18 protein-coding genes are annotated in these 22061 nt (G+C 63.3%); 12 read left to right on the top strand and 6 right to left on the bottom strand.

Annotation, left to right across the window (positions count from 1 at the left end):
- The first annotated feature begins 13 nt into the window (after window positions 1-13).
- Entirely contained in the window at window positions 14-2044 is a 2031-nt protein-coding gene (locus tag JNO50_RS18410) for a prolyl oligopeptidase family serine peptidase (protein ID WP_189531950.1), read from the top strand.
- Here the strand turns inward: JNO50_RS18410 and JNO50_RS18405 are convergent.
- Window positions 2017-2661, bottom strand: coding sequence for a YceH family protein (locus JNO50_RS18405; protein WP_189531951.1), 645 nt, complete (start codon window positions 2659-2661; stop codon window positions 2017-2019). The two genes, JNO50_RS18410 and JNO50_RS18405, sit on opposite strands and share 28 nt — an antisense overlap.
- A 145-nt stretch (window positions 2662-2806) precedes the next feature.
- On the opposite strand from JNO50_RS18405, the gene JNO50_RS18400 reads away from it, so the two are divergent.
- The gene (locus JNO50_RS18400; protein WP_189531953.1) at window positions 2807-3571 is read left to right on the top strand and encodes a TlyA family RNA methyltransferase; all 765 of its coding nucleotides are present in this window, start codon (window positions 2807-2809) and stop codon (window positions 3569-3571) included.
- A 416-nt stretch (window positions 3572-3987) separates the two neighbouring features.
- Here the strand turns inward: JNO50_RS18400 and JNO50_RS18395 are convergent, their stop codons facing one another.
- Both JNO50_RS18395 and JNO50_RS18390 read right to left on the bottom strand, forming a co-directional pair.
- On the bottom strand, window positions 3988-5247 hold the full coding sequence (locus JNO50_RS18395; RefSeq protein ID WP_189532145.1) for a glutamate-5-semialdehyde dehydrogenase: 1260 nt from the start codon (window positions 5245-5247) through the stop codon (window positions 3988-3990).
- Window positions 5248-5325: 78 nt separating this feature from the next.
- Window positions 5326-7200 carry a methyl-accepting chemotaxis protein gene (locus tag JNO50_RS18390; protein ID WP_189531955.1) on the bottom strand — a complete coding sequence of 625 codons (1875 nt, stop codon included), beginning with the start codon at window positions 7198-7200 and terminating at the stop codon, window positions 5326-5328.
- A 342-nt stretch (window positions 7201-7542) separates the two neighbouring features.
- On the opposite strand from JNO50_RS18390, the gene JNO50_RS18385 reads away from it, so the two are divergent.
- The 4 genes from JNO50_RS18385 to JNO50_RS18370 are packed head-to-tail and all read left to right on the top strand — an operon-like array spanning window position 7543 to window position 11386.
- Window positions 7543-8538, top strand: coding sequence for a sulfate ABC transporter substrate-binding protein (locus JNO50_RS18385; protein WP_189531957.1), 996 nt, complete (start codon window positions 7543-7545; stop codon window positions 8536-8538).
- 18 nt (window positions 8539-8556) lie between these two features.
- Window positions 8557-9396 (top strand): sulfate ABC transporter permease subunit CysT, encoded by an 840-nt coding sequence (cysT, locus tag JNO50_RS18380; RefSeq protein WP_189531959.1) that lies wholly within the window; start codon window positions 8557-8559, stop codon window positions 9394-9396.
- Between the two features lie 8 nt (window positions 9397-9404).
- A complete protein-coding gene (cysW, locus tag JNO50_RS18375) occupies window positions 9405-10316 on the top strand; it encodes a sulfate ABC transporter permease subunit CysW (protein ID WP_189531961.1) in 912 nt (303 codons plus the stop codon).
- Window positions 10313-11386 carry a sulfate/molybdate ABC transporter ATP-binding protein gene (locus JNO50_RS18370; RefSeq protein ID WP_189531962.1) on the top strand — a complete coding sequence of 358 codons (1074 nt, stop codon included), beginning with the start codon at window positions 10313-10315 and terminating at the stop codon, window positions 11384-11386. Before cysW ends, JNO50_RS18370 begins: the two co-directional genes overlap by 4 nt.
- Before the next feature lie 4 nt (window positions 11387-11390).
- On the opposite strand, the gene JNO50_RS18365 is transcribed toward JNO50_RS18370, so the two are convergent.
- Window positions 11391-11816 carry a DciA family protein gene (locus tag JNO50_RS18365; RefSeq protein WP_189531964.1) on the bottom strand — a complete coding sequence of 142 codons (426 nt, stop codon included), beginning with the start codon at window positions 11814-11816 and terminating at the stop codon, window positions 11391-11393.
- Window positions 11817-11909: 93 nt separating this feature from the next.
- Window positions 11910-13970 carry an alkaline phosphatase D family protein gene (locus JNO50_RS18360; RefSeq protein ID WP_189531966.1) on the bottom strand — a complete coding sequence of 687 codons (2061 nt, stop codon included), beginning with the start codon at window positions 13968-13970 and terminating at the stop codon, window positions 11910-11912.
- 279 nt (window positions 13971-14249) lie between these two features.
- Here JNO50_RS18360 and secA point away from each other — a divergent pair, with 279 nt between their 5' ends.
- The 5 genes from secA (at window position 14250) to cysE (ending at window position 20721) form a co-directional block, all read left to right on the top strand.
- Window positions 14250-16958, top strand: coding sequence for a preprotein translocase subunit SecA (secA, locus tag JNO50_RS18355; RefSeq protein WP_189531968.1), 2709 nt, complete (start codon window positions 14250-14252; stop codon window positions 16956-16958).
- Between the two features lie 112 nt (window positions 16959-17070).
- The gene (locus JNO50_RS18350; protein WP_189531970.1) at window positions 17071-17688 is read left to right on the top strand and encodes a DUF4136 domain-containing protein; all 618 of its coding nucleotides are present in this window, start codon (window positions 17071-17073) and stop codon (window positions 17686-17688) included.
- Window positions 17689-17819: 131 nt separating this feature from the next.
- Window positions 17820-18413, top strand: coding sequence for a Maf family protein (locus JNO50_RS18345; RefSeq protein WP_189531972.1), 594 nt, complete (start codon window positions 17820-17822; stop codon window positions 18411-18413).
- Window positions 18414-18427: 14 nt separating this feature from the next.
- On the top strand, window positions 18428-19921 hold the full coding sequence (gene rng / locus JNO50_RS18340) for a ribonuclease G (protein WP_189532147.1): 1494 nt from the start codon (window positions 18428-18430) through the stop codon (window positions 19919-19921).
- Between the two features lie 14 nt (window positions 19922-19935).
- Window positions 19936-20721 (top strand): serine O-acetyltransferase, encoded by a 786-nt coding sequence (gene cysE / locus JNO50_RS18335; RefSeq protein ID WP_189531974.1) that lies wholly within the window; start codon window positions 19936-19938, stop codon window positions 20719-20721.
- Here the strand turns inward: cysE and JNO50_RS18330 are convergent.
- Window positions 20718-20987, bottom strand: coding sequence for a hypothetical protein (locus tag JNO50_RS18330; protein ID WP_189531976.1), 270 nt, complete (start codon window positions 20985-20987; stop codon window positions 20718-20720). The two genes, cysE and JNO50_RS18330, sit on opposite strands and share 4 nt — an antisense overlap.
- Before the next feature lie 209 nt (window positions 20988-21196).
- On the opposite strand from JNO50_RS18330, the gene JNO50_RS18325 reads away from it, so the two are divergent.
- Window positions 21197-22039: an isopenicillin N synthase family dioxygenase gene (locus JNO50_RS18325; RefSeq protein WP_189531978.1), complete on the top strand. Its 843-nt coding sequence runs from the start codon at window positions 21197-21199 to the stop codon at window positions 22037-22039.
- Window positions 22040-22061: the final 22 nt, after the last annotated feature.

Here is a 22061-nt window from a genome sequence, read left to right as displayed (position 1 = left end):
GGAGACCATGCCCATGACCCGTACGGCCGATCCTTACCAGTGGCTTGAATCCCTCGATGGCGCGGATGCCCGCGCCTGGGTCGGGGAGCGCAACGAACGCGCGCGCGCGGCGCTGGAAGGGGACGCGCGTTTTCCGGAACTCAAGCGCGCCATCCTCGCCAACCTGCGCGACACCCGGCAGATTCCCTATGTCAGCGAGCACGACGGCTGGCTCTACAACTTCCACCAGGACGAGACGCAGCCGCGCGGCGTGTACCGGCGGATCCGGCCAGCGTCGTACCGGGAAGGGCGCCAGGACTGGCATACGGTGCTGGATATCGACGCCATCGCCCATGATGAGGGCGCGGACTGGTATCTGGAGGGGGTGTCGCACTACACGCTGGAGCCCGAATTGTGTCTGGTGTCGCTGACCCCGGGCGGCTCCGATGCGACGGTCACCCGCGAATACCATCTGGGCGAAGGCCGTTTCGTGGACGATGGCTTCGCCTTTCCTTTGGGCAAAAGCCATATCGCCTGGCAGGATCGCGACACCTTGCTGGTCTGCCCTGGCTGGGAAGGGGCGGAGCTGACCGGGGCCGGTTATCCGGCCACGGTGTGGCGTGCGCGGCGGGGAGAGGCGCCCGAATGCCTGTTCCAGGCGCCCGCCGACAGCATGATGGTGGCGGCCTGGCGTTTTCTGTGCCCCGAGCGGGGGCATTGGGATATGCTCGAAGTTTCCGACAGTTTCTACGCGCGGCGCCATGCGCGGATCGTCGATTCGGGCGAGCCGGTGTTTCTGCCGCTGCCCGGGCGCGCCGAGGTGCTGGCCTGGATCGATGGCGATCTGATCATCAAGCTGGCCGAGCATTGGCAGGCCGATGGCCAACGATTCGCCCCGGGCAGTCTTCTGGCGGTGGAGGGCGAGGCGCTGCGGGAGGGCCGGCACCGGGTACAGTGCCTGATCGCGCCGGATGCGCACAGTTCGGTCGAAAGTGTCGAAACCACGCGCTCGGCGATTGTCGTCAACCTGCTCTCCAACGTGCAAAGCCGGCTTGTCGGGTTTCGCCGGGTTGAAGGGCGCTGGCAAGGCTTCGCGCTGCCCACGCCCGAACATGGCGTGATCGAGTTCGTCGATCAGCCGTGGAACAGCGACGCGCTGTATTACAGCTATTGCGATTTTCTGGTGCCATCAGGTCTTTATCGGTTGCAGATCGGCGACGATGCGCCGCAGTGTCTGCGCTCCCAGCCCGCCGCTTTCGACGCGGCCCCCTTTGTTTGCGAGCAGTGGCACGCCGTGGCCGATGACGGCACCGCGATACCCTATTTCATCGTGATGCCCAGGCAGCGCGAGGCGGGTGTGCCCCTGCCAACCCTGCTGTATGGCTACGGGGGCTTCGAAGTGCCGATGCTGCCCTACTATGTGGAAAACTTCGGCCCGCACTGGCTGGAGAAGGGCGGGGCCTTCGTGGTGGCCAACATCCGTGGCGGCGGTGAATTCGGTCCTGCCTGGCACCAGGCCGCGCAGGGGGTGAACAAGCCGGTATCGTTCGAGGATTTTGCCGCGGTGGCGCGGGATCTTGCCGCCCGCGGCGTGACCGATGCCCGCCATCTGGCGATCGAGGGCGGCAGCAATGGCGGACTGTTGGTCGCCGCGTCGCTGGTGCGCCATCCCGAGCTGTTCCGCGCCGTGGTCTGCGAGGTGCCGCTCACCGACATGTTGCGCTACACCCGGCTGCTTGCCGGGGCCAGCTGGGTCGACGAGTACGGTGATCCGGACGAGGCGGGCGACCGGGCGGCGCTGGCCGCCTATTCGCCTTATCACCATGTCAGCGACAACGCGGCCGGTTACCCTTCGGTGTTCCTGACCACGAGCGCGCAGGATGACCGCGTGCATCCGGCCCATGCCCGCAAGATGGCGGCGCGGCTCGAAGAAGCGGGAGCCGACGTGCTGTTCTTCGAGACGCGCGACGGCGGCCATGGCGGCAACGCCGGACAGGAAGCGACCGCGGCCGATCTTGCCCGGGTGCTGGTGTTTCTCTACAGAACGCTGTTCGACCCTTCCTGAGCGGACAGTCGAGCCAGTTGCTCGGAGAGTCTCGCCACTTGCGCTTCCAGAGCGGCGACGCGCGCTTCGAGCGTTTCCCGTCCGGTGTCGGCTGCCCGGAGCGCTTCGGGAGCCTCGGGCGCGTCGCCGAGGCAGTGCACCCAGCGCGCTTCGCGTTCGCCCGGCGCCCTCTCGAGCTTCAAGGTCAGCGGCGGATATTTGTCGGCCAGCGCATTGAGCGCGGTTTCCACTTCTTCGACGCCGCCGAATGCGTAAATCCGGCCCGAGCGGGCGCGAATCTCGGCGGCGGTCTGCGCGCCGCGCAGCGCCAGCAGCGCGAGCGCGGCGAGCCGCGCGCCATCAATGTTCCATTCGTAGGGCAAGCGGTGCTCGTATTTTGCGACGCGGCTGCCGGCGGGCAGACGTTCGGCGGCGAGACGGCGCTGGATCAGGCTGTCGAGTGCGCGCGCGACATCCGTTTCGTCAAGTTGCATCACCGGATCGCGGCTGGTGAGCTGGTTGCAGGCTCCAAGCAGGCCATTCAACGTAATCGGATAAGCATCCGGGGTGAGCGCCTGCTTTTCGACAAGGGCGCCGAGAACCCGGATTTCCACCGGGTCCAACTGATAGGTTTCCATTCGCACGACTCCATACCGACAGTGTTACGATGAGCTCATTATCGCTCAGGGCGGTGCATTCCGGTGGATATTGCGCCGGAAGCTTGACAGGGCCGGGCACGCTCGCCACCCTGTCGCCCTTGACTGTCTTTCACGGATTTCTCGCATGGTTCGGGTCGATCTTCTTCTTGTCGCGCAGGGTCTGGCTCCGTCGCGCACGGCCGCTCAGCATATGGTGGAGGCCGGGCGGGTCGCCATCGACGATGGCGTCCGCCTTCTGCCGGTCGCCAAGGTCAGCCAGAAGCTGGCCGAGTCTGCCCGGTTGGTGGTGGCGCCCGATCCTTCCGACCGCTTCGTGTGCCGCGGCGGCCTGAAGATGGCCGGCGCCCTCGGGAAAAGCGCACTGGATGTGCGGGGCCTTCGCGCGCTGGACATCGGCCAGTCCACCGGCGGTTTCACCGACTGCCTGCTGCAGGAAGGGGCGTTGCGCGTGGTGGGCGTGGATGTCGGGCACGGGCAATTGGCCGCGCGTCTGGCGGCCGACCCGCGTGTGCGTTATTTCGAAGGCGTGAACGGAAGGGCGCTTGACCGAGAGGCATTGTTCGCCGCCAACGACGGCCTGCCGTTCGATGTCATTGTTTGCGATGTCTCGTTCATTTCGCTCACGCTGGTGTTGCCCTCCGCGTTGCCGCTGCTGGCGCCGGGGGGGTATCTGCTGTCGTTGGTCAAGCCGCAGTTCGAAGTCGGCCGCGAGGGGCTCGGCAAGGGCGGGATCGTCAAGGATCCGCGCTGGTACGACAGGGTCCGCGACAAGATCGGCGCGTTGCTTGCCGATGAAGGCATGACATTGCTTGACTGGTTCGACAGCCCGATTCTGGGCGGGGACGGAAACCGGGAGTTCTTTGTGTTCGCCCGGCGCGACGGATCCTGACGCGCAAAAGAAAATGCCCACGACAGGTGGGCAAAAAAATGGCTGCGGGGGTGCCAATGAACATCCCGGATTGTGAGGAACATTCACATCTACTTTGTATGCAAAATCCTGCTGCTTTACCAGAAAAAAAATCCCGCGAGGAGCACTTTTTCGTGGGCGAGTTTCATTTATTCGGATGGTAAGGCAAGGGGTGATCTGTTTATGTTTTTGAGATATTCACAGCTTATTCAGGGGTTTTGCACAGTGTCCACCGTTGTCTGTCGTCAGTTGATGATTATCCACAGGTTTTTTTGTTTTCAAGCGTCAAGTTACAACAGAAGTAAATAACTTATCCACAATTTGTATACATTTTATCCACGAAATCCACAAAAAAACGCCTGTGGAAAAACTGTCCACAGGCGTGCGTGTCATCCGGTTCACTCGCGGATCTGACCCTCTCCGAGCACGACCCATTTTTCACTGGTCAGTCCCTTGAGACCGACGGGACCGCGCGCATGGATTTTGTCGGTGGAAATGCCGATCTCCGCGCCCAGTCCGTACTCGAACCCGTCGGCGAAGCGCGTGCTGGCGTTGACCATCACGCTCGAGGAGTCGACTTCGCGCAGGAAACGGCGCGCGCGCGAGTAATCCTCGGTGACGATCGCATCGGTATGGTGGCTGCCGTAGTGATTGATGTGCGCGATGGCTTCGTCCAGTCCCTTGACCACCCGGATGGCGAGGATCGGCGCGAGGTACTCCGTGCTCCAGTCCTCTTCGCCGGCTTCCGCGACGCGGTCGCCGAGGATGGCGCGCGTGCGTCCGCACCCTCTGAGTTCAACCCCTTTGGCGGCGAATCGCTCGGCCAGTTCGGGCAAAATGTAATTGGCGAAGGCTTCGTGCACCAGCAGCGTTTCCATGGTGTTGCAGGTGCCGTAGCGGTGTGTCTTGGCGTTGACCGCGATAGCGAGCGCCTTGTCTGGATTGGCGGCGTCATCGATGAAAACATGGCAGTTGCCGTCAAGGTGTTTGATGACCGGTACACGGGCTTCCCGGCTGATGCGCTCGATCAGTCCCTTGCCGCCGCGCGGTACGATGACGTCCACAAATTCCGATAGTGTGATCAGCTCGCCGACCGCCGCGCGGTCGGTGGTTTCCACGACCTGCACGGCCGCGGGCGGAAGATCGGCGAAGCGCAGTCCTTCATGCACGCAGCGGGCGATGGCCTGGTTGCTGTGGAAGGCTTCCGAGCCGCCGCGCAGGATGGTGGCGTTGCCGGATTTGAGGCACAGGGCGGCGGCGTCCGCCGTCACATTGGGACGTGACTCGTAGATGATGCCGATGACGCCGAGCGGCACGCGCATCTTGCCGACCTGGATACCTGACGGCCGATAGGAAAAATCGCTCATTTCACCAACCGGATCGGGCAGGGCGGCGACCTGGCGGACACCTTCGGCCATTTGGGCGACCGTCGCGGCGGTCAGGCGCAGGCGGTCGGTCAGCGCGGCATCCAGCCCGGCCGCTTCGGCCGCGGCGAGATCCTTTGCGTTGGCTTCGAGCAGAGCGTCGACATCGCGCTCGATGAACGAGGCGATGGCGTTCAGCGCCATGTTTTTCTGACGGGTGTCGGCCCTTGCCAGCGCGTGGCCGGCCTTGCGCGCGGCCGAGCCCAGCCGGTGCATATACTCTTTGATCTCGATGTTCATGGCGGTAATCGCGCAGCGGATACTGTAATGATTTCAGCTTAACCGACCATTCCGGCAAAAGACAATGCCGCGTTACAACTTGAAGCGCTCGAGTTCGGCCTCCATGTCTCCCGCTTCCCTGGACAGTTGTTGCAAGGCGGCGAACAGCCGCTGCAGCAGCTCATCGTTGGATTGCACCTGATTGTTGATGGTTTCGGTGCTCTGGGCGAGCTGGACGCTGGCTTCGTGCTGCTCGCGCGTCGACAGTGAAATCGCGTTCATCGCGGCCGCGATTTCACGCATCGCCGCCTCGACCGTGCCGATACTGTCCGCCGATTCCCGACCGAGGCGCTCGCCTTCGGCCACCGCCGCCGCCGTGCTGCGAATATCTTCGACCGCGCAGGCGGTATCCTGATGGATGGCGCCGATCAGGGCGGTGATGTCGCGTGTGGCGTGAGCCGTGCGTTCGGCGAGCTGGCGCACCTCGTCGGCCACCACCGAGAAGCCGCGTCCCTGTTCACCGGCGCGCGCCGCTTCGATGGCGGCGTTCAGCGCCAGAAGATTGGTCTGGTCGGCAATGTCGCGGATTTCCTCCGTGGAGCCGGAGATTTCTTCGGAACGCTTGCCCAGCGAGGCGAGCATGGATTCCAGCCGGCTGATCCGGTCCAGCGTGTCGAGCATCTGCGCGGACAACCGGTTGGCCGTTCCGGCGCTTTGTCTGAGGGTGTCTCCGGTACTTTGCACCAGCGCGTCGGCGCTGAGCGCGTTGTCGGCGATATGGGCGATGCTGACGGTGATTTCCTCGAGCGTCGCCGCATTGGTCGAGGATGCGTCGGCCATCTGGCGCGAGGCGGCGGCGGCCGATTCGATCAGGCGATTGCCGTCGGCCACACCACCGATCAGTCCGGTCGCCCGCTTCATGAGGTTGCCGAACAGTGTGTTCAGTCCGGCGACGAAGAGATTGAACGCGCGCGCGGTCGCGGCGATCTCGTCCTGTCCGTCATCCTTGAGCCGGCAGCTCAGGTCGGCGTCCTCGCCGGCGATGCGGGTCATGGCTGCCTGCAGGTCGGCCAGTCCGCGCAGCATGCGCCCGAATACCCATCCGGACAGGGGAATCATCAGCAGGATCGCCACCGCGGACAGGCCGGCGACCGTCGCCACAAGGCGGTCGAGCGGCGCGAGGATGGCCGCTTTATCGGTCTGCGCGCCCATCAGCCAGTCGGTGCCGGGGATCGGTTGCAGCGCCATCAATTGAACGCGCCCATCCACCGTGACTTCGCGCGTGGCGGGATTGCCGGCCATCGCCTCCAGCGCGGGGCCGTCCAGTTCAGGGGCGACGGCCGCGATGGGCGTGAGTGCGAGATCGGCCTTGGGGTGGGCGATGATCGTGCCCTTGCGGTCGACGATGAATGTCAGCCCGTCGCCGCGCGGTTTGGCTTGCAGCACCGAGCGGACCAGTTCGCCGACGAAGACGTCGCCGGCGACCACGCCGGTTCCGGCCGGTCCCGCGAACGGCGCGGCGAGTGTCACGGTCAGTTTTTTGGTGGCTTCGTCAAGATAGGGGCGGGTGACGATCGGCCGGCCCGCGGCGGTGGCTTGCCGGTACCAGTCCCGGGATGGCGCGTTGTAGTCGGCGGGCGCCTGCCAGCCATCGGAAAACACCGTCCGGCCGTCGGAGAAACCGATGTAATTGACGAAGAAACCGCCGCTTTTCGCGCCTTGGCGCAAGAAACGCAACGCGTCCGCCTCGGCGGCGATATCGGCCTGATTCGCGATATGCGCGGTTTTTTCCGCGACCCAGGTGCGCACCACCGCGGTTTGGCCGCCGAGCAGCGCGGCGAACTCCCGGTCGACCCCCTGCAGGATCTCCCCGCGCATGTTGACGATGGACAACGACACCAGAACCAACCCCGTGACGACCATCAGCAGGGTATTGAGCGCGATCAGGCGCGCTTTCAGTGTTTTCATTGGGAAAGCCCCCCCTTTTTATAGGGGTATTTTACGGTAAATGCTTACAAATGGGGTGGCTGGTGAAAAAAAACCGGGCCAGTGGGGCCCGGTATTAATAGCAGGAAGTCAAAACGCAATCGAAAACTGAACAAACCCGAAGGGCTCGTTACTACAGAATGCCAGACATAGAGTCGCCGCCCCTGGGTAGAGTTCCCGCCCGCGCACAATTTTTTCCTGACCGGCAAGGGAGAAATGCTTTATCGCTGTTTTTGATAAAGGTATTACTTAATATTATTTATCGATATAAAAGAGCGTTGGGTATAGTGGCCGAACCATCACCTTGATTGAAAAGGCGTTTTCATGTTCGTGCGACTTCTTGCCGCGGCCGTCGTGACGGCCGGCTCCCTGGCGCGTCCGGCCCTGGCCGATGTCACTTTGCTGAACGTCAGTTACGACGTGATGCGCGATTTTTACAAGGATTACAATCCGGCCTTCCAGAAGGCCTGGAAGGCGCAAGGCGGCGAGACGGTCGTGATCCAGCAGTCGCATGGCGGATCGTCCAAGCAGGCGATGTCGGTGGCGGGCGGCCTGCAGGCCGACGTGATCACCATGAACCAGGCCACCGATATCGATCTTGTGGCCTCCCGTGGCCTGATTTCCGCCAATTGGTCCTCGCGTCTTCCCGACCAGTCCGTGCCGTTCACCTCGACGACGGTTTTCCTGGTGCGCAAGGGCAATCCCAAGCACATCCGCGACTGGAACGATCTTGCCCGACAGGGCGTTCAGGTGGTGGTGCCCAATCCCAAGACGTCCGGCAACGGCCGTTATACCTACCTGGCCGCGTGGGGCTACGCGCTCAAGTCGCCCGGCGGCAGCGAGGCACGGGCGCGCGATCTGGTGACCCGCCTGTTCCGCAATGTGCCGGTGCTCGATACCGGGGGCCGCGCGGCGACCACGACCTTCATGCAGCGCCAGATCGGGGACGTGCTCGTGACCTTCGAGAACGAGGCCGAAATGATTTCCCGCGAATTCGGACGCGGCCAGTTCGAACTGGTTTATCCGTCCGTGTCCATCCTCGCCGAGAATCCGGTGGCGGTGGTCGACCGGGTGGTCGACAAGAAAGGGACCCGCAAGACGGCCGAAGCCTATCTGAAGTGGTTGTGGAGTCCCGAAGGACAAACAATCGCGGCGCAGAATTTCCTGCGGCCGCGAGACAAGGGCGTGCTGCAGAAATACGCGGCCCAGTTTCCCTACGTGAAGACCTTCACGGTCGCCGGTGTTTTTGGTTCGTGGCAGGCGGCCGCCCGCACCCACTTCGCCGATGGCGGCGTGTTCGACCAGATTTACGCCCGCTGACAGGGACGCGAGGTTACGATGACATTGCTTGCCCGGCGCCATAGCGTATTGCCCGGTTTCGGTTTGACATTCGGCATGGGGGTGTTCTGGCTGGGCCTTATCGTCGTGTTGCCACTGGCCGCGTTGCTGGCCTCCACCGTATCGATGGGATGGCCGGCCTTCTGGCACACCGTCGGCACCGACCGGGTCATCGCCTCGCTGCGTCTGTCGTTCATGGCCTCCGCCGTGGCGGCGCTGATCAACGCGGTGTTCGGCCTGCTGGTCGCCTGGGTACTGGTGCGTTACCCGTTTCCCGGCAAGCGTGTTGTCGATGCGATGGTGGATCTGCCGTTCGCTCTGCCGACCGCCGTGGCCGGTATCGCGCTGACATCGCTTTATGCGCCCAATGGCGCGTTCGGGCAATGGTTCGCGGCCTGGGGAATAAAGGTGGCGTTCACGCCGTTGGGCATTGTTGTGGCGTTGACCTTCATCGGACTGCCCTTCGTGGTGCGCACCGTTCAGCCGGTGCTGGAGGATCTGGAAAAGGAGCTCGAGGAAGCCGCCGCCTGCCTGGGCGCGAGCCGCCTCGCGACTGTGCGCCGCGTGATCCTGCCGACGGTGCTGCCTTCCCTGTTGACCGGGGTGACGCTGGCCTTCGCGCGCGCCACCGGCGAATTCGGCTCGGTGGTGTTCATCGCCGGAAACATTCCGATGGTGTCGGAAATCGCGCCGCTGATCATTCTGTCCAAGCTCGACCAGTACGACCAGCATGGCGCCACGGCGGTGGCGCTGGTGATGCTGGTCATTTCCTTTGTCCTGCTGCTGGCCATCAATACCCTGCAGTGGTGGTTCTCCCGCCGCCACCTGGCCCGTCGCTGAGGTACGCCATGCCGAATTCCGTTCCCGCCGTCGTTACCACCGAGTCCCGTCCCGTAAGGGTTGCGCTGACCTGCGCCGCGCTGGGTTTTCTTGCTGTGTTCCTGTTCGCGCCGCTCATCGCGGTGTTCTACGAGGCGCTGTCGCGGGGTTGGGGTTTGTATCTGGCTGCCTTGCTGGAACCCGAGGCGCGCGCGGCCGTGTCCCTGACTCTGGTGACCGCGCTCATCGCAGTGCCGCTGAACACGGTGTTCGGCCTGGCGACGGCATGGGCTGTCGCGCGTTTCGAGTTTCGCGGCAAAAGTTTCCTGATCACGTTGATCGATTTGCCTTTTTCGATATCTCCCGTGGTGGCAGGCCTGATGATGGTCACCGCCTTCGGCCTTAATTCCCCGCTGGGCGGATGGCTCGAAGCGCACGGTTTCAAAATCATTTTCGCGACGCCCGGCATTGTGCTGGCGACGGTTTTCGTGACCTTTCCCTTCGTGGCCAGGGAACTGATCCCGCTGATGCAAAGCCAGGGGGACGAGGAAGAGCAGGCCGCGCGGGTGCTTGGCGCTTCCGGCTGGCAGATGTTCCGCCGCGTCACGCTGCCCAATATCAAGTGGGGGCTGCTCTACGGCGTGCTGCTGACCAACGCGAGGGCGATGGGTGAGTTCGGCGCGGTGAGCGTGGTGTCCGGTCACATTCGCGGCGAGACCAATACCATCCCGCTGCATGTCGAGATTCTTTACAACGAATACAACTTCGTCGGCGCGTTCGCGTGCGCGTCGATCCTCGCGCTGCTGGCCCTGTTGACGCTGGTGCTCAAGTCCCTGCTCGAATGGCGTGTCCACCGGCAGGGCGTGGCTTCGCAGGCACGGGTGCGCGAAGCCCGGGTGGCGCACCGCGCCACCGCCCCCATTCTGGAGAGCAAGGCATGAGCATTGAAATACGTCAGATTCGCAAAGCCTTCGGCGATTTTGTCGCGCTCGACGAGGTCAATCTGAGCATCGCATCCGGCGAACTGCTGGCCCTGCTGGGGCCTTCCGGCTGCGGCAAGACCACGCTGCTGCGCATCATCGCCGGACTGGAGGCTCCCGATGCGGGACAAGTGCTGTTTGGCGGAGAGGACGCCACGCACCGCCATGTCGCCGAGCGTCAGGTAGGCTTCGTGTTCCAGCACTATGCGCTGTTCCGGCACATGACGGTGTTCGAGAACGTCGCCTTCGGCCTGTCGGTCCGGCCGCGCCGCGAGCGGCCGTCGCGCGAAGCCATCCGCGACAAGGTCATGTCCCTGCTCGAACTGGTCCAGTTGTCCTGGCTCGCCGACGCCTATCCCTCCCAGTTGTCGGGCGGGCAACGCCAGCGCATCGCGCTCGCCCGTTCGCTGGCGGTGGAGCCGCGCGTTCTTTTGCTGGATGAACCGTTCGGCGCGCTGGACGCCAAAGTGCGCAAGGATCTGCGGCGCTGGCTGCGTGATCTTCACGACCAGATCCACCTGACCAGCGTGTTCGTCACGCATGATCAGGAAGAGGCGCTGGAGGTGTCGGACCGGGTGGTGGTGATGGATCACGGCCGCATCGAGCAGGTGGGGCGGCCCGACGATATCTACGAAAACCCCGCGTCGACCTTCGTCACCCAGTTTCTGGGCGACGTCAACCTGTTCCACGGCCGGGCCGAGTCCGGACAGTTCACCCTCGGCGATTTCGTCCATCCGCTGGAATCGGCGAACGAAGGATTGTCGGGTCACGTCGTGGCCTATGTCCGGCCGCATGATCTGGATGTCAGCCGCGGGGCCGACGGCGCGCTGGGAGACGGCGTTGTCGAGCACATCCACGCGGTCGGGCCGCTGGTGCGGGTGGAAATCGCGTCCGGCAAGGGAGAAACCATCGAAGTGGCGATTGTCAAGGAGCGTTACCGGGAGCTTGGCCTGATGCTTGGCGACCGGGTGTACGTGACACCGCGCAAGCTGTCGGTGTTTCCCGCCGGCGGGCAGGATTACTCGATTTGAACGGTCAGCCGCGGTGACGGCGCACGAGGCGCGCCAGCGCGCGGGCGAGGTCGGGGTCGGCGATCGTGTGGCTCGCCTTGTCGAAGGCGTCGAGCGCCTTGCCGCTCAGCCCGCGTTTGACAGCCGGCCGGCGTGTTTCGAAACGCACCGCCACCTTGATTCTGGCTCTTGAGGCCGGGTAGCCCGCCGCGGCGAGCGCCGGCAGCAGACCGGGCAGTGTCAGCCGCAGGCGCGCGGCGATCATGCTGTTGTCCGCATAGACGGTCAATTCCCCGTCCCGTATCCGTCCGGCGTGGCACATGCCCGCCAGCAGTGGCGGCAAGAGCCGCTTCAAGGCGCGGTCGATGGCCATGCCGGCGCGCGCCTCTTCGGTCAGGCGCGCGAGCAGGGCGTCATTTTTCGCAATATCCTGCAGCGGTCGGGAAAACATGGCGGTCCGGGGTGGTGTGATGTCCGCATTGTACGATACTTCGGTCAAAAGAAGGCGTCCGCCGCAGGGATGGCCAGGCGGCGGACGCGGGGATCACTGCTGCACGGATATGGCCGGACTGCCGGCGTTCACCGTCACTGTGGCGATGACGCTCGACGCCGGCAGGGCCGGCGCGACGCCGGCGACCGTCGGCTTCATCTTGTGGAACTCGCATGTGAGCCGGGCCGGGGTCAACGTGACCACGGCATAACCTTGCGCATCCGTCTCGACGAACTTCATCCAGCCGCCGTTGAACGATGAAAGTGTCGTGTTGAACTTGTTGTTGATGCTGCCATCGTTATTGGTGGTGTAGATCAGCGGTTTGGCCTTGGCGAAGGCCTGGCTGCTGTCGACCACGCTCTTGAAATAACTGAACAGCGAGTTGCTGGAAATGCCGGCGGTCACCAGGTCCACCATGACCGGTGTCGGCGAGGCGGCATCGTAGTCGTCGCAGACGTTGCCGGCGAAGATCGAATGCAGGTCGCCGGTCAGCGCGACCACATTGCCGATCGCGTTCTTTTTCAGGTGGGCCATCAGATCCTTGCGTTCGGCGTTGTAGCCATCCCACTGGTCGGCGTTGATCACGAACTTGCCAAGGAACAGGGACGGCGGCAGCGAAGCGTCAAGGTCCGGCTGCAGCTGGCCGGGGAACGCGGCGGCCAGCGCGCCGCCGTAGGTGGGCACGGCGCCGAGCGCGGCGATGGTGTTGGTATAGGTCACCACGGGCTGGGCTCCGCTCTTGTTGGCGGCGGCAAGATCCTGGTACAGCGCGCCGGTCAACGTCGCCATCTGGGCCGTCAGATCGATGCCGAGGCCCGATTGCACCCCGGCGACGAGCCCTTGGGCGAGCAGGGCGGCGACTGCGCGGGTGCCGTCAAAACCCATGCGCAGCAGCGACACTTCGTTGCCCCACAGCTTCCAGGTGGCGGTCGAGGCGCTCATCTGGTCTTTCCACCATTGCCGCTGGGCGTTGCCGAGGATCGAGACATTGCTCAGGGGATCGAGGCCGCCGGCCGTGGCGGAGGCCATCTTGAGCCCTTCGACCTGGGAGAGCGAGGCGGTCGGCACGAAATACCGGCTGCCGATTTCGCTTGCGCCGCCGGGCACGGCCGATTCCGGAATGATGTGGTCGGCGCGGTACAGACGCTCGTCGGTCATCACCAGGCTCGCCAGATTGCCGAATGCCAGCGATCGGTAGATTTTCAGGTTCTGGAAGGACGGGTTCTTCACATCGAGCATGTCGATGTCGGCCGGAATGTATTCGTACCAGGCCTGGTTGGCGCTGCGGCGGCGCGGCCCCTGGGTGGTGCTGTCTTCGCCAGGAATGTAGTTTTCGCGATCCTGCCAGCAGTCATCGGAAAACTCGTGGTCGTCCCAGATATGCACGAAGGGGAAGCGCGCGTGCAGCGCTTGCAGGCGCGAGTCGCTTCGGTAGCTGCGGTACAGATAGCGGTAATCGTTGACGGAAGAGGCGTAGAAACCGCCCTTGGCGGCCGGCTTGCCTTCGGGCAACCTCAGCGTCGTATGGCGGGTTTCGCCGCCGGAGCTCTGGAATCCGGCGCCGACTGTCTCGTAGATGTAATCGCCGAGGTGGACAATGAAATCGAGATCCTGGTTGACCAGCTCGTCGAAGGCGGCCCAGTGGTTGACGCTCCAGTCCTGACAGGTGATGAAGGCGAACTTCAACTGCGACACCGGCGTACCGGCGGCCGGCGCCGTTTTGGTGCGGCCGACGGGACTCGTTGCTCCGCCCGAGCGGAAACGGTAGTAGTAGGTGGTCGACGGCTTGAGATTGGTGACCTTGTTGCGGACGGTGTAGTCCCAGGCGGCGAGAGCGGTCAGCGGCTGGCTGACCACGAGATTGGCGAAGTCGGCGGTGGTGGAGACATCCAGCGCCAGGGTAACGCTGTCCGGGGCGCCGGACAGCGGCGCGCAGCGGGTCCAGAGGATGATGCTGTCCGGCTTCGGGTCGGCCGAGGCGACGCCCTGGCCGAAGGCTCCGTCCGATGCGCCGCTGTTGCCGCCCCCTCCTCCGCCTCCGCAGGCGGAAAGGCCCAGGGTCGCGGCGGTCACGGAAAGAAAACTGCCCATTTGGATGAACTGACGACGGTTCATGATGGTTTAGCCCTTGATTGAGTCACAGTATTTTGCAGGAAAGATTGTTATGGTTATGCTTTGCGCGGCGCGCCAAACGAACGACAGTTTGAATGATGCGCATGTCATCAATATGACACATTTCCTGCCGGAAAAGAGTGGATGCTCTAAAAAGGACAGGTGAACCGCTATTTGTCAGGGCCACTTGATTTCGGATTAATCTGCCCCAATACCCTTGACAGCGAATGTGATAGTATTGACAGCATTTTTCCCGGCCCGCGGGCCCTCTGGATCCGATAGATGATTTCCACGCTTCTCAAGAAAGTATTCGGCAGCCGCAACGACCGCCTGCTGAAGCAGTATCGCCAGGTTGTCGCGCGCATCAACGCGCTGGAAGATGGTATGCGCTCGCTGTCCGATGAGGCGCTGGCCGGCAAGACCGCCGAGTTCCGCGATCGTCTTGGCAAGGGCGAAACGCTCGACGACCTCCTGCCCGAAGCCTTCGCCGTCTGCCGCGAGGCATCCCGCCGGGTACTCGGCATGCGGCACTTCGATGTGCAGCTGATCGGCGGCATGACGCTGCATAACGGCAAGATCGCCGAAATGCGCACCGGCGAGGGCAAGACCCTGGTCGCGACCCTGGCCGTTTATCTCAACGCGCTCAGCGGCGACGGCGTGCACGTCATCACCGTGAACGACTACCTGGCCAGCCGCGACGCGGGCATCATGGGCAAGCTGTACAACTTCCTCGGCCTGACCGTGGGCGTCAACCTCAGCCAGATGCCGCATGACGAGAAGCAGATCGCCTACGGGTCCGATATCACCTATGGCACCAACAACGAGTTCGGCTTCGACTACCTGCGCGACAACATGGTGTTCTCCACCGGCGAGAAAGTGCAGCGCAAGCTGGCCTTCGCGGTGGTCGACGAGGTCGACTCCATCCTCATCGACGAGGCCCGCACTCCGTTGATCATTTCCGGCCCGGCCGAAGACAACGTCGACACCTACCGCCGCATGAATGTGGTGCCGAGCCTGCTGGTGCGCCAGCAGGCCGAGGACGGTCCGGGCGATTACTGGGTCGATGAGAAGGCCCATACCGTGCTGCTGTCCGAAACCGGTCACGAGCACTGCGAGACCATCCTGCAGCAGCAGGGCATGCTGCGCGAAGGCGACAGCCTCTACTCGGCCGCCAACATCACCCTGATGCACCACCTGATGGCCGCCCTGCGCGCCCATGCCCTGTTCCATCTGGATCAGCACTATGTGGTTCAGGATGGCGAAGTGATCATCGTCGACGAATTCACCGGACGCCTGATGCCGGGCCGCCGCTGGTCCGAAGGCCTGCACCAGGCCGTCGAGGCCAAGGAAGGCGTCGAGGTGAACCGCGAGAACCAGACGCTGGCCACCATCACCTTCCAGAACTACTTCCGTCTTTACGGCAAGCTGGCGGGGATGACCGGCACGGCCGATACCGAGGCTTACGAATTCCAGCAGATCTACGGCCTGGAAACCGTGGTGATCCCGACCAACAAACCGATGATCCGCAAGGATGCGCAGGACAAGGTCTATCGCACCGCCAGGGAGAAGTACAACGCCATCATCGCCGACATCAAGGATTGCCACGAGCGCGGCCAGCCCGTGCTGGTCGGCACCACGTCGATCGAGAATTCCGAGTTGATGGCGTCCCTCCTGACCGAAGCCGGGTTGCCGCACAATGTGCTCAATGCCAAGGAACATGCCCGCGAAGCGGACATCGTGGTCCAGGCGGGCCGTCCGTCGATGATCACGGTCGCCACCAACATGGCCGGCCGCGGTACCGATATCGTGCTCGGCGGCAATCCCGAACCGGAAATCCGCGCCATCGAGGCGGACGAGTCGCTGGATGAGGCGACACGCGCGTCGCGCATCGAAGCGGTGCGCGCCGAATGGAAGGGCCGCCACGAAACCGTGCTGGCCGCCGGCGGCCTGCATATCATCGGCACCGAGCGTCACGAGTCGCGCCGTATCGACAATCAGCTGCGTGGCCGTTCCGGCCGGCAGGGCGACCCGGGTTCCTCGCGCTTTTACCTGTCGCTCGAAGATCCCCTGCTGCGGATTTTCGCATCGGATCGCGTCGCGTCCATCATGGACCGCCTGAAAATGCCGGAAGGCGAGGCCATCGAGCACGCATGGGTCACCCGCTCGATCGAAAACGCGCAACGCAAGGTCGAAGGCCGCAATTTCGACATCCGCAAGCAACTGCTCGAATACGATGATGTGGCCAACGACCAGCGCAAGGTGATCTATGCCCAGCGCAACGAGATCCTGGCCGAGGACGATGTCAGCGACATCATCGCCAATATGCGCGAAGGCGTGATCGGCGACCTCGTCGATCTGCACATTCCGCCCGACTCGATGGAAGAGCAGTGGGACATCGCCGGACTGGAAAAGGTTCTTGCCGCCGAGTACCTGCTGGAAGCCGATGTTTCCACTTGGCTCAAGGACGAGCCGAATCTCGACATCCCGGACATCCGGGACCGTATCGTGGCGCTGTCGGTCGCGTCTTATGAAGCCAAGGTTGCCGTGGCCGGAGCGGACGTGATGCGCCAGTTCGAGCGCTCTCTGGTGCTGCAGATGCTGGACAACCACTGGCGCGAGCATCTGGCGTCGATGGATCACCTGCGTCAGGGTATTCATCTGCGCGGTTACGCGCAGAAAAACCCCAAGCAGGAGTACAAGCGCGAAGCCTTCGAGCTGTTCGCCGACATGCTCGAGCGCATCAAGCGCAGTGTGGTGAATGTGCTGATGACCGTGCAGATCCGCAGTCAGGACGATGTTGACGCGGTCGAGCCCCATCAGGTTCCCGCCATGGAATTGCGCCATGCCGATCCGGGGTCTGCGCTGCCTGACGGAGAGAACCCCCTCTCGCCCGAAGCGCTGGCAGGGCAGGGCTTGCGTGTCGGCCGCAACGATCCGTGCCCGTGCGGCAGCGGCAAGCGCTACAAGCAGTGCCACGGACGTTTGGACTGAGCTTCGGAGCCGGTCAAGCCGCTTAACAAAAATGCCACGCCAGTCGTGGCATTTTTTGTGTGCTGGTAATACTCTTCTAAGTGTCAGTTCAACATCAGTCAGGAGTTCCGCCATGTTCCGACGCATGATCCTGCGCACGATGGCCGCCGCTGCGGTGCTCGTGCTTGCCGCTTGCTCCACGACCCGGGTCGTACACGAGTGGACCCCCTCCGGGGCCACCGGCCATGCCATGATGAAACAAGTTCTGGTGATGGGTATTTCCAAGGAAGAAGGACCGCGACGCGCTTTCGAGGATACGTTTTCCGCGGCGCTGGCCCGCGCCGGGGTGAAAGCGGTGCCGATGTATTCCGTGCATCCCGAACTGGGCGAGGCCGATCAGGATAAACTCAAGAAAATCATCGCCGACAGTGGTGTCGACGGCATCCTGGTCACCCGAGTGGTGCGCGTCGATTCGCGCGAGCAAGTGCGCAGCAACCCCTGGCCCGCGCCCTATATGGGTTTTTACGGCTATTACCACGACGTCTGGGTGAATTACGACACGGTGTCCACCTACAAGGTCGCGGTGATGGAAACCAACCTCTGGTCCGGCAAGGACGGCAAGCTGCTGTGGTCGGGTACCACCGAGTCGACCGATCCGGAAGACGTCAAACGCATCATCAACGATTTTTCCAGTGTGGTGACCGAAACCCTGGCCAAGCAGGGACTGATTCCTCCGTTGCCAAAGTCGTAGGACAGGCTTTCCGGGCGGGCCGGCGCGCTCTTTTTGGGCGTGCCGCGCGCCCCGCTTGTCGCCGATGCCATAGTCCAAGCCCCCCCGCCTCTGGTAATCTAGACGCATTACAAGACAGATTGCCGCGAAACATGACCGAGAACGACACCCTCTACCTGGCCTCCGGCAGCCCGCGCCGGCGAGAATTGCTGACACAGCTTGGCCTGCATTTCGAACGTATCCATGCCGATATCGACGAGTCGGTTCTGCCTGGCGAGGACGGAGTGATCTATACCGAGCGCCTTGCCGTGGCGAAGGCGGCCGCCGGGTGGGGCGTCGTGGTTTCCTGCGGTTTGCCCGAGCGCACACTGCTGGCGGCCGATACGACCGTGGTGCTGGACGGCGAAATTTTCGGCAAACCCGAGGATGAGGCTGATGCGCGCCGCATGCTTCGCGCGTTTTCCGGCAAGACCCATCAGGCCATCACCGCCGTGGCGGTGCGCCGCGGCGACACGGTCAGCGTGCGAACCTCGGTGACGGATGTCACCTTCAAACCGCTGAGCGATGAGGAAATCCAGCGTTACATCGATTCGGGCGAACCGTTCGGCAAGGCCGGCGCCTATGGCATCCAGGGGCGGGCGGCGGTGTTCGTCACCCGCCTGAACGGCAGCTTCACCGGCGTGGTCGGCCTTCCGCTTTGCGAGACCGCCGCATTGTTGTCCGAATTCGGGTACGTTTTCCCGTGAAGGGGGGCTCCGTGCTGCAGCAGCCGATCGTTTTGCCCCGTGACGTGGTGCGTCACAAAGAGCAGATTCTCGTCAACATCACCCCGCAGGAAACCCGGGTCGCGGTCCTCGAAGACGCCATCGTCCAGGAGTTGCACATCGAGCGCGCCGCGAGCCGCGGCATCGTGGGCAACATCTACCTTGGCCGCGTCAAGCGCGTGCTGCCCGGCATGCAGTCGGCCTTCATCGAAATCGGTCTGGAACGCGCGGCCTTCCTGCATATCGCCGATGTCCTCGAACAGCGCCAGCATCCGAGCGAACCGCAACGCATCGAAAACATGCTGTTCGAAGGTCAGACCATCCTCGTGCAGGTCATCAAGGATCCGATCGGCACCAAGGGCGCGCGCCTGAGTACCCAGATCAGTCTGGCGGGGCGTTTCCTCGTTCACTTGCCGCAAGAAGAACATATCGGTATCTCGCAGAAAATCGAGAACGAGACCGAACGCCTCTCTCTCAAGCAGCGGCTTGAAAAACTGCTGCCGCCAGGCGAGCCGCACGGCTATATCATCCGCACCAGCGCCGAAACCGCGTCGGATGCCGCGCTGGCCGCCGATATCCTGTACCTGTCGAAACTGTGGACCGACATTCGCCAGAAGTCCGTGTCGCTGCCCGCCCAGTCCCTGCTCTACGAAGACCTGCCGCTGTCGGTGAGGGTGCTGCGCGACATGGTGAGCGAATCGACCGTCAACGTGATCGTCGACTCCACGGAAAACTACAGCCGGATGGTGGAGTTCGCCGAACAATACGTGACGGCGGCGGTGAACAAGATCGAGCGATACAGCGGCGAGCGGCCGCTCTTTGAGTTGCACGGCATCGAGGCGGAAATCGACCGCGCGCTGGCGCGCCGCGTCAATCTCAAGTTCGGCGGCTATCTGATCATCGATCAGACCGAGGCGATGACCACCATCGATGTGAACACCGGCGGTTTCGTCGGCAACCGCAATTTCGACGAGACCATTTTCAAGACCAACCTGGAAGCGACCCACGCGCTGGCGCGCCAGCTGCGCCTGCGCAATCTGGGCGGCATCATCATCGTCGATTTCATCGACATGGAAAACGAAGAGCACCGCCAACTGGTGCTCAACGAGCTGGCCAAATCGCTGGCGCGCGACCGCACGCGCGTGACGCTGAACGGTTTCACAAGCCTCGGCCTTGTCGAGATCACCCGCAAGCGCACCCGCGAGAGCCTGGCCCACGTGCTGTGCGAAAGCTGTCCGCAATGCCAGGGGCGCGGCGAGATCAAGACGCCGCAAACCGTCTGCTACGAAATCCAGCGCGAGATCGTGCGCGAGGCGCGCCAGTTCGACGCGAGAGGGTTCCGTATTCTGGCCGCCCAGCCGGTGATCGACATGTTCCTCGATGAAGAGTCGCAAAGTCTTGCCATGCTGGTCGATTTTATCGGCAAACCGGTTTCCCTGTCGGTGGAGACCACGTATTCCCAAGAGCAGTTCGATGTCGTACTGCTGTGAGATCTGGAGTTCCGATGTCTGAGTCCGTTGCCGACCCGCTGTGGTCCGCGATTCTCGCCGAAGCCTACGAGGCCGCGCAGGCCGAGCCGTTGCTGGCGAGTTTTTTGCATATGACAGTATTGCGCCATGGCACGCTCGACGATGTGCTGGCGTTTCATCTGTCGAGCAAACTGGCGAGTCCCGTGATGGACGCCAGAGCGCTGATGGAGCTGTTCTGCGAGGCGCTGGCCGCCGACCCGCTGCTCGGGGAGGCGATGCGCGCCGATATCCGCGCCTGTTTCGACCGTGACCCCGCCTGCGATTCCTACGCGACGCCATTGTTGTATTTCAAGGGTTTCCATGCCATCCAGAGCCAGCGCATCACCCACTGGCTGTGGAAAAACGGGCGGCGCACTCTGGCGCTGTTCCTGCAGAACCGCATTTCGGAAGTCACCGGGGCGGATATCCATCCGGCCGCGCGGCTTGGCCATGGTGTGATGCTCGATCACGGCACCGGCGTGGTGGTCGGCGAAACGGCGGTGATCGGCAATAACGTATCGATTTTGCACGGCGTGACACTTGGCGGATCGGGCAAGGAGCGTGGCGACCGGCATCCCAAGATCGCCGATGGTGTGATGATCGGCGCGGGCGCGTCGATTCTCGGCAATATCCGGGTCGGCACCTGCGCCAAGGTGGGCGCGGGCAGCGTGGTGCTGGAAGACGTTCCGCCGCACTCCACGGTGGCCGGCGTGCCGGCGCGGGTGGTCAGCCAGACCGATGCCGGTTGCACGCCGGCCCTCGATATGGATCAGCGCGTCTAGGTCGCATCCCCGCGACGGCCGGTTTCTCGGGTGGAAAGCGGGGCGCGAAGACGGTCGAGCACCTCTTCGGCGGCCTCCAGTCCGAGCGCCTCCGGTTGTGTTTCCGCATCCGCCGCGGAGGCGCCGCCTACCTTTGTCCGCGCGATCAGTTCGGCAAGCAACCGGTTGGTTTTTCTGGCGCGGCGCGCCAGCTGACCGACGCGGATCTGCAGATACACGACAAGAAAAATCAGCACGGCCACCAGGGCCGCCAGCAGTTCGTCCATGATCCCCTTTCCTGTGACCGTCACCGGACCTTCGCGATCCGGCGCTTGTGCGCCGCTCAGCGAAGACCGGCGCCGCATGGTGAAAAGCATTGCCCCAATTGCATAAAAATTCCATCAATATGGCATCGGAATGATGGAATGCCGACTGGCATTCCGGGTAAGCGGTGGTTACACTGGCGCGCGCAAACACATGAGAGAGGAGCCCTGGCATGCAAGTCAAAGTCGTTGATTACCGCGCACCGGATGCGGCGGAGCGGTTCACCCGCTCGTTGCACGAAACCGGATTCGGCGTGCTGGTGAACCATCCGCTGAGCCAGCCTTTGGTCGAGTCGATCTATCGGGACTGGCTGGCGTTTTTCGACAGAGAAGAAAAACACGATTACGCCTTCCGGGTCGAGACCCAGGACGGCTATTTTTCCACCGGAATTTCCGAAACCGCCAAGGGCTTTGCCCAGAAGGACATCAAAGAGTTTTTCCACGTTTACCCGTGGGGGCGCATTCCGCCCGCTCTTAGGGAGGATGCGCTGGCCTATTACGCATCGGCCAATGCCCTGGCCGCCGAATTGCTGTCTTGGGTCGAACGCCACACTCCGGCGCAGATCGCCGCGTCCTACAGCAAGCCGCTGTCGGAAATGATCCGCGACAGCGCCAAAACGCTGCTGCGGGTGCTGCGCTATCCGCCGCTGACCGGAGCGGAGCCGGACGGCGCGCTGCGCGCCGCTCCCCATGGCGATATCAATCTGCTGACCATTTTGCCGGCGGCCAACGAGCCGGGATTGCAGGTGCAGGGCAAGAACGGGGAATGGATCGACGTGCCTTGCGACTTCGGCATGCTGATCATCAATACCGGCGATATGCTGCAAGAAGCGTCGCGAGGCTACTATCCTTCCACTATCCATCGCGTGGTCAATCCGGCCGGCGATTCCGCCCGGCGCTCGCGCGTGTCGTTGCCCCTGTTTCTGCATCCGCGCGACGAGGTGGTGCTCTCCGAACGCTACACCGCCCGCGCCTACCTGGACGAACGGCTGCGCGAACTGGGCGTGAAGAGGTAAAGCGCGCAACGCGGGGCGCGGG

This window comes from Paludibacterium paludis (assembly GCF_018802605.1).
Classification (GTDB): domain Bacteria; phylum Pseudomonadota; class Gammaproteobacteria; order Burkholderiales; family Chromobacteriaceae; genus Paludibacterium; species Paludibacterium paludis.
This window is presented reverse-complemented; position numbering and strand designations above follow the sequence as displayed.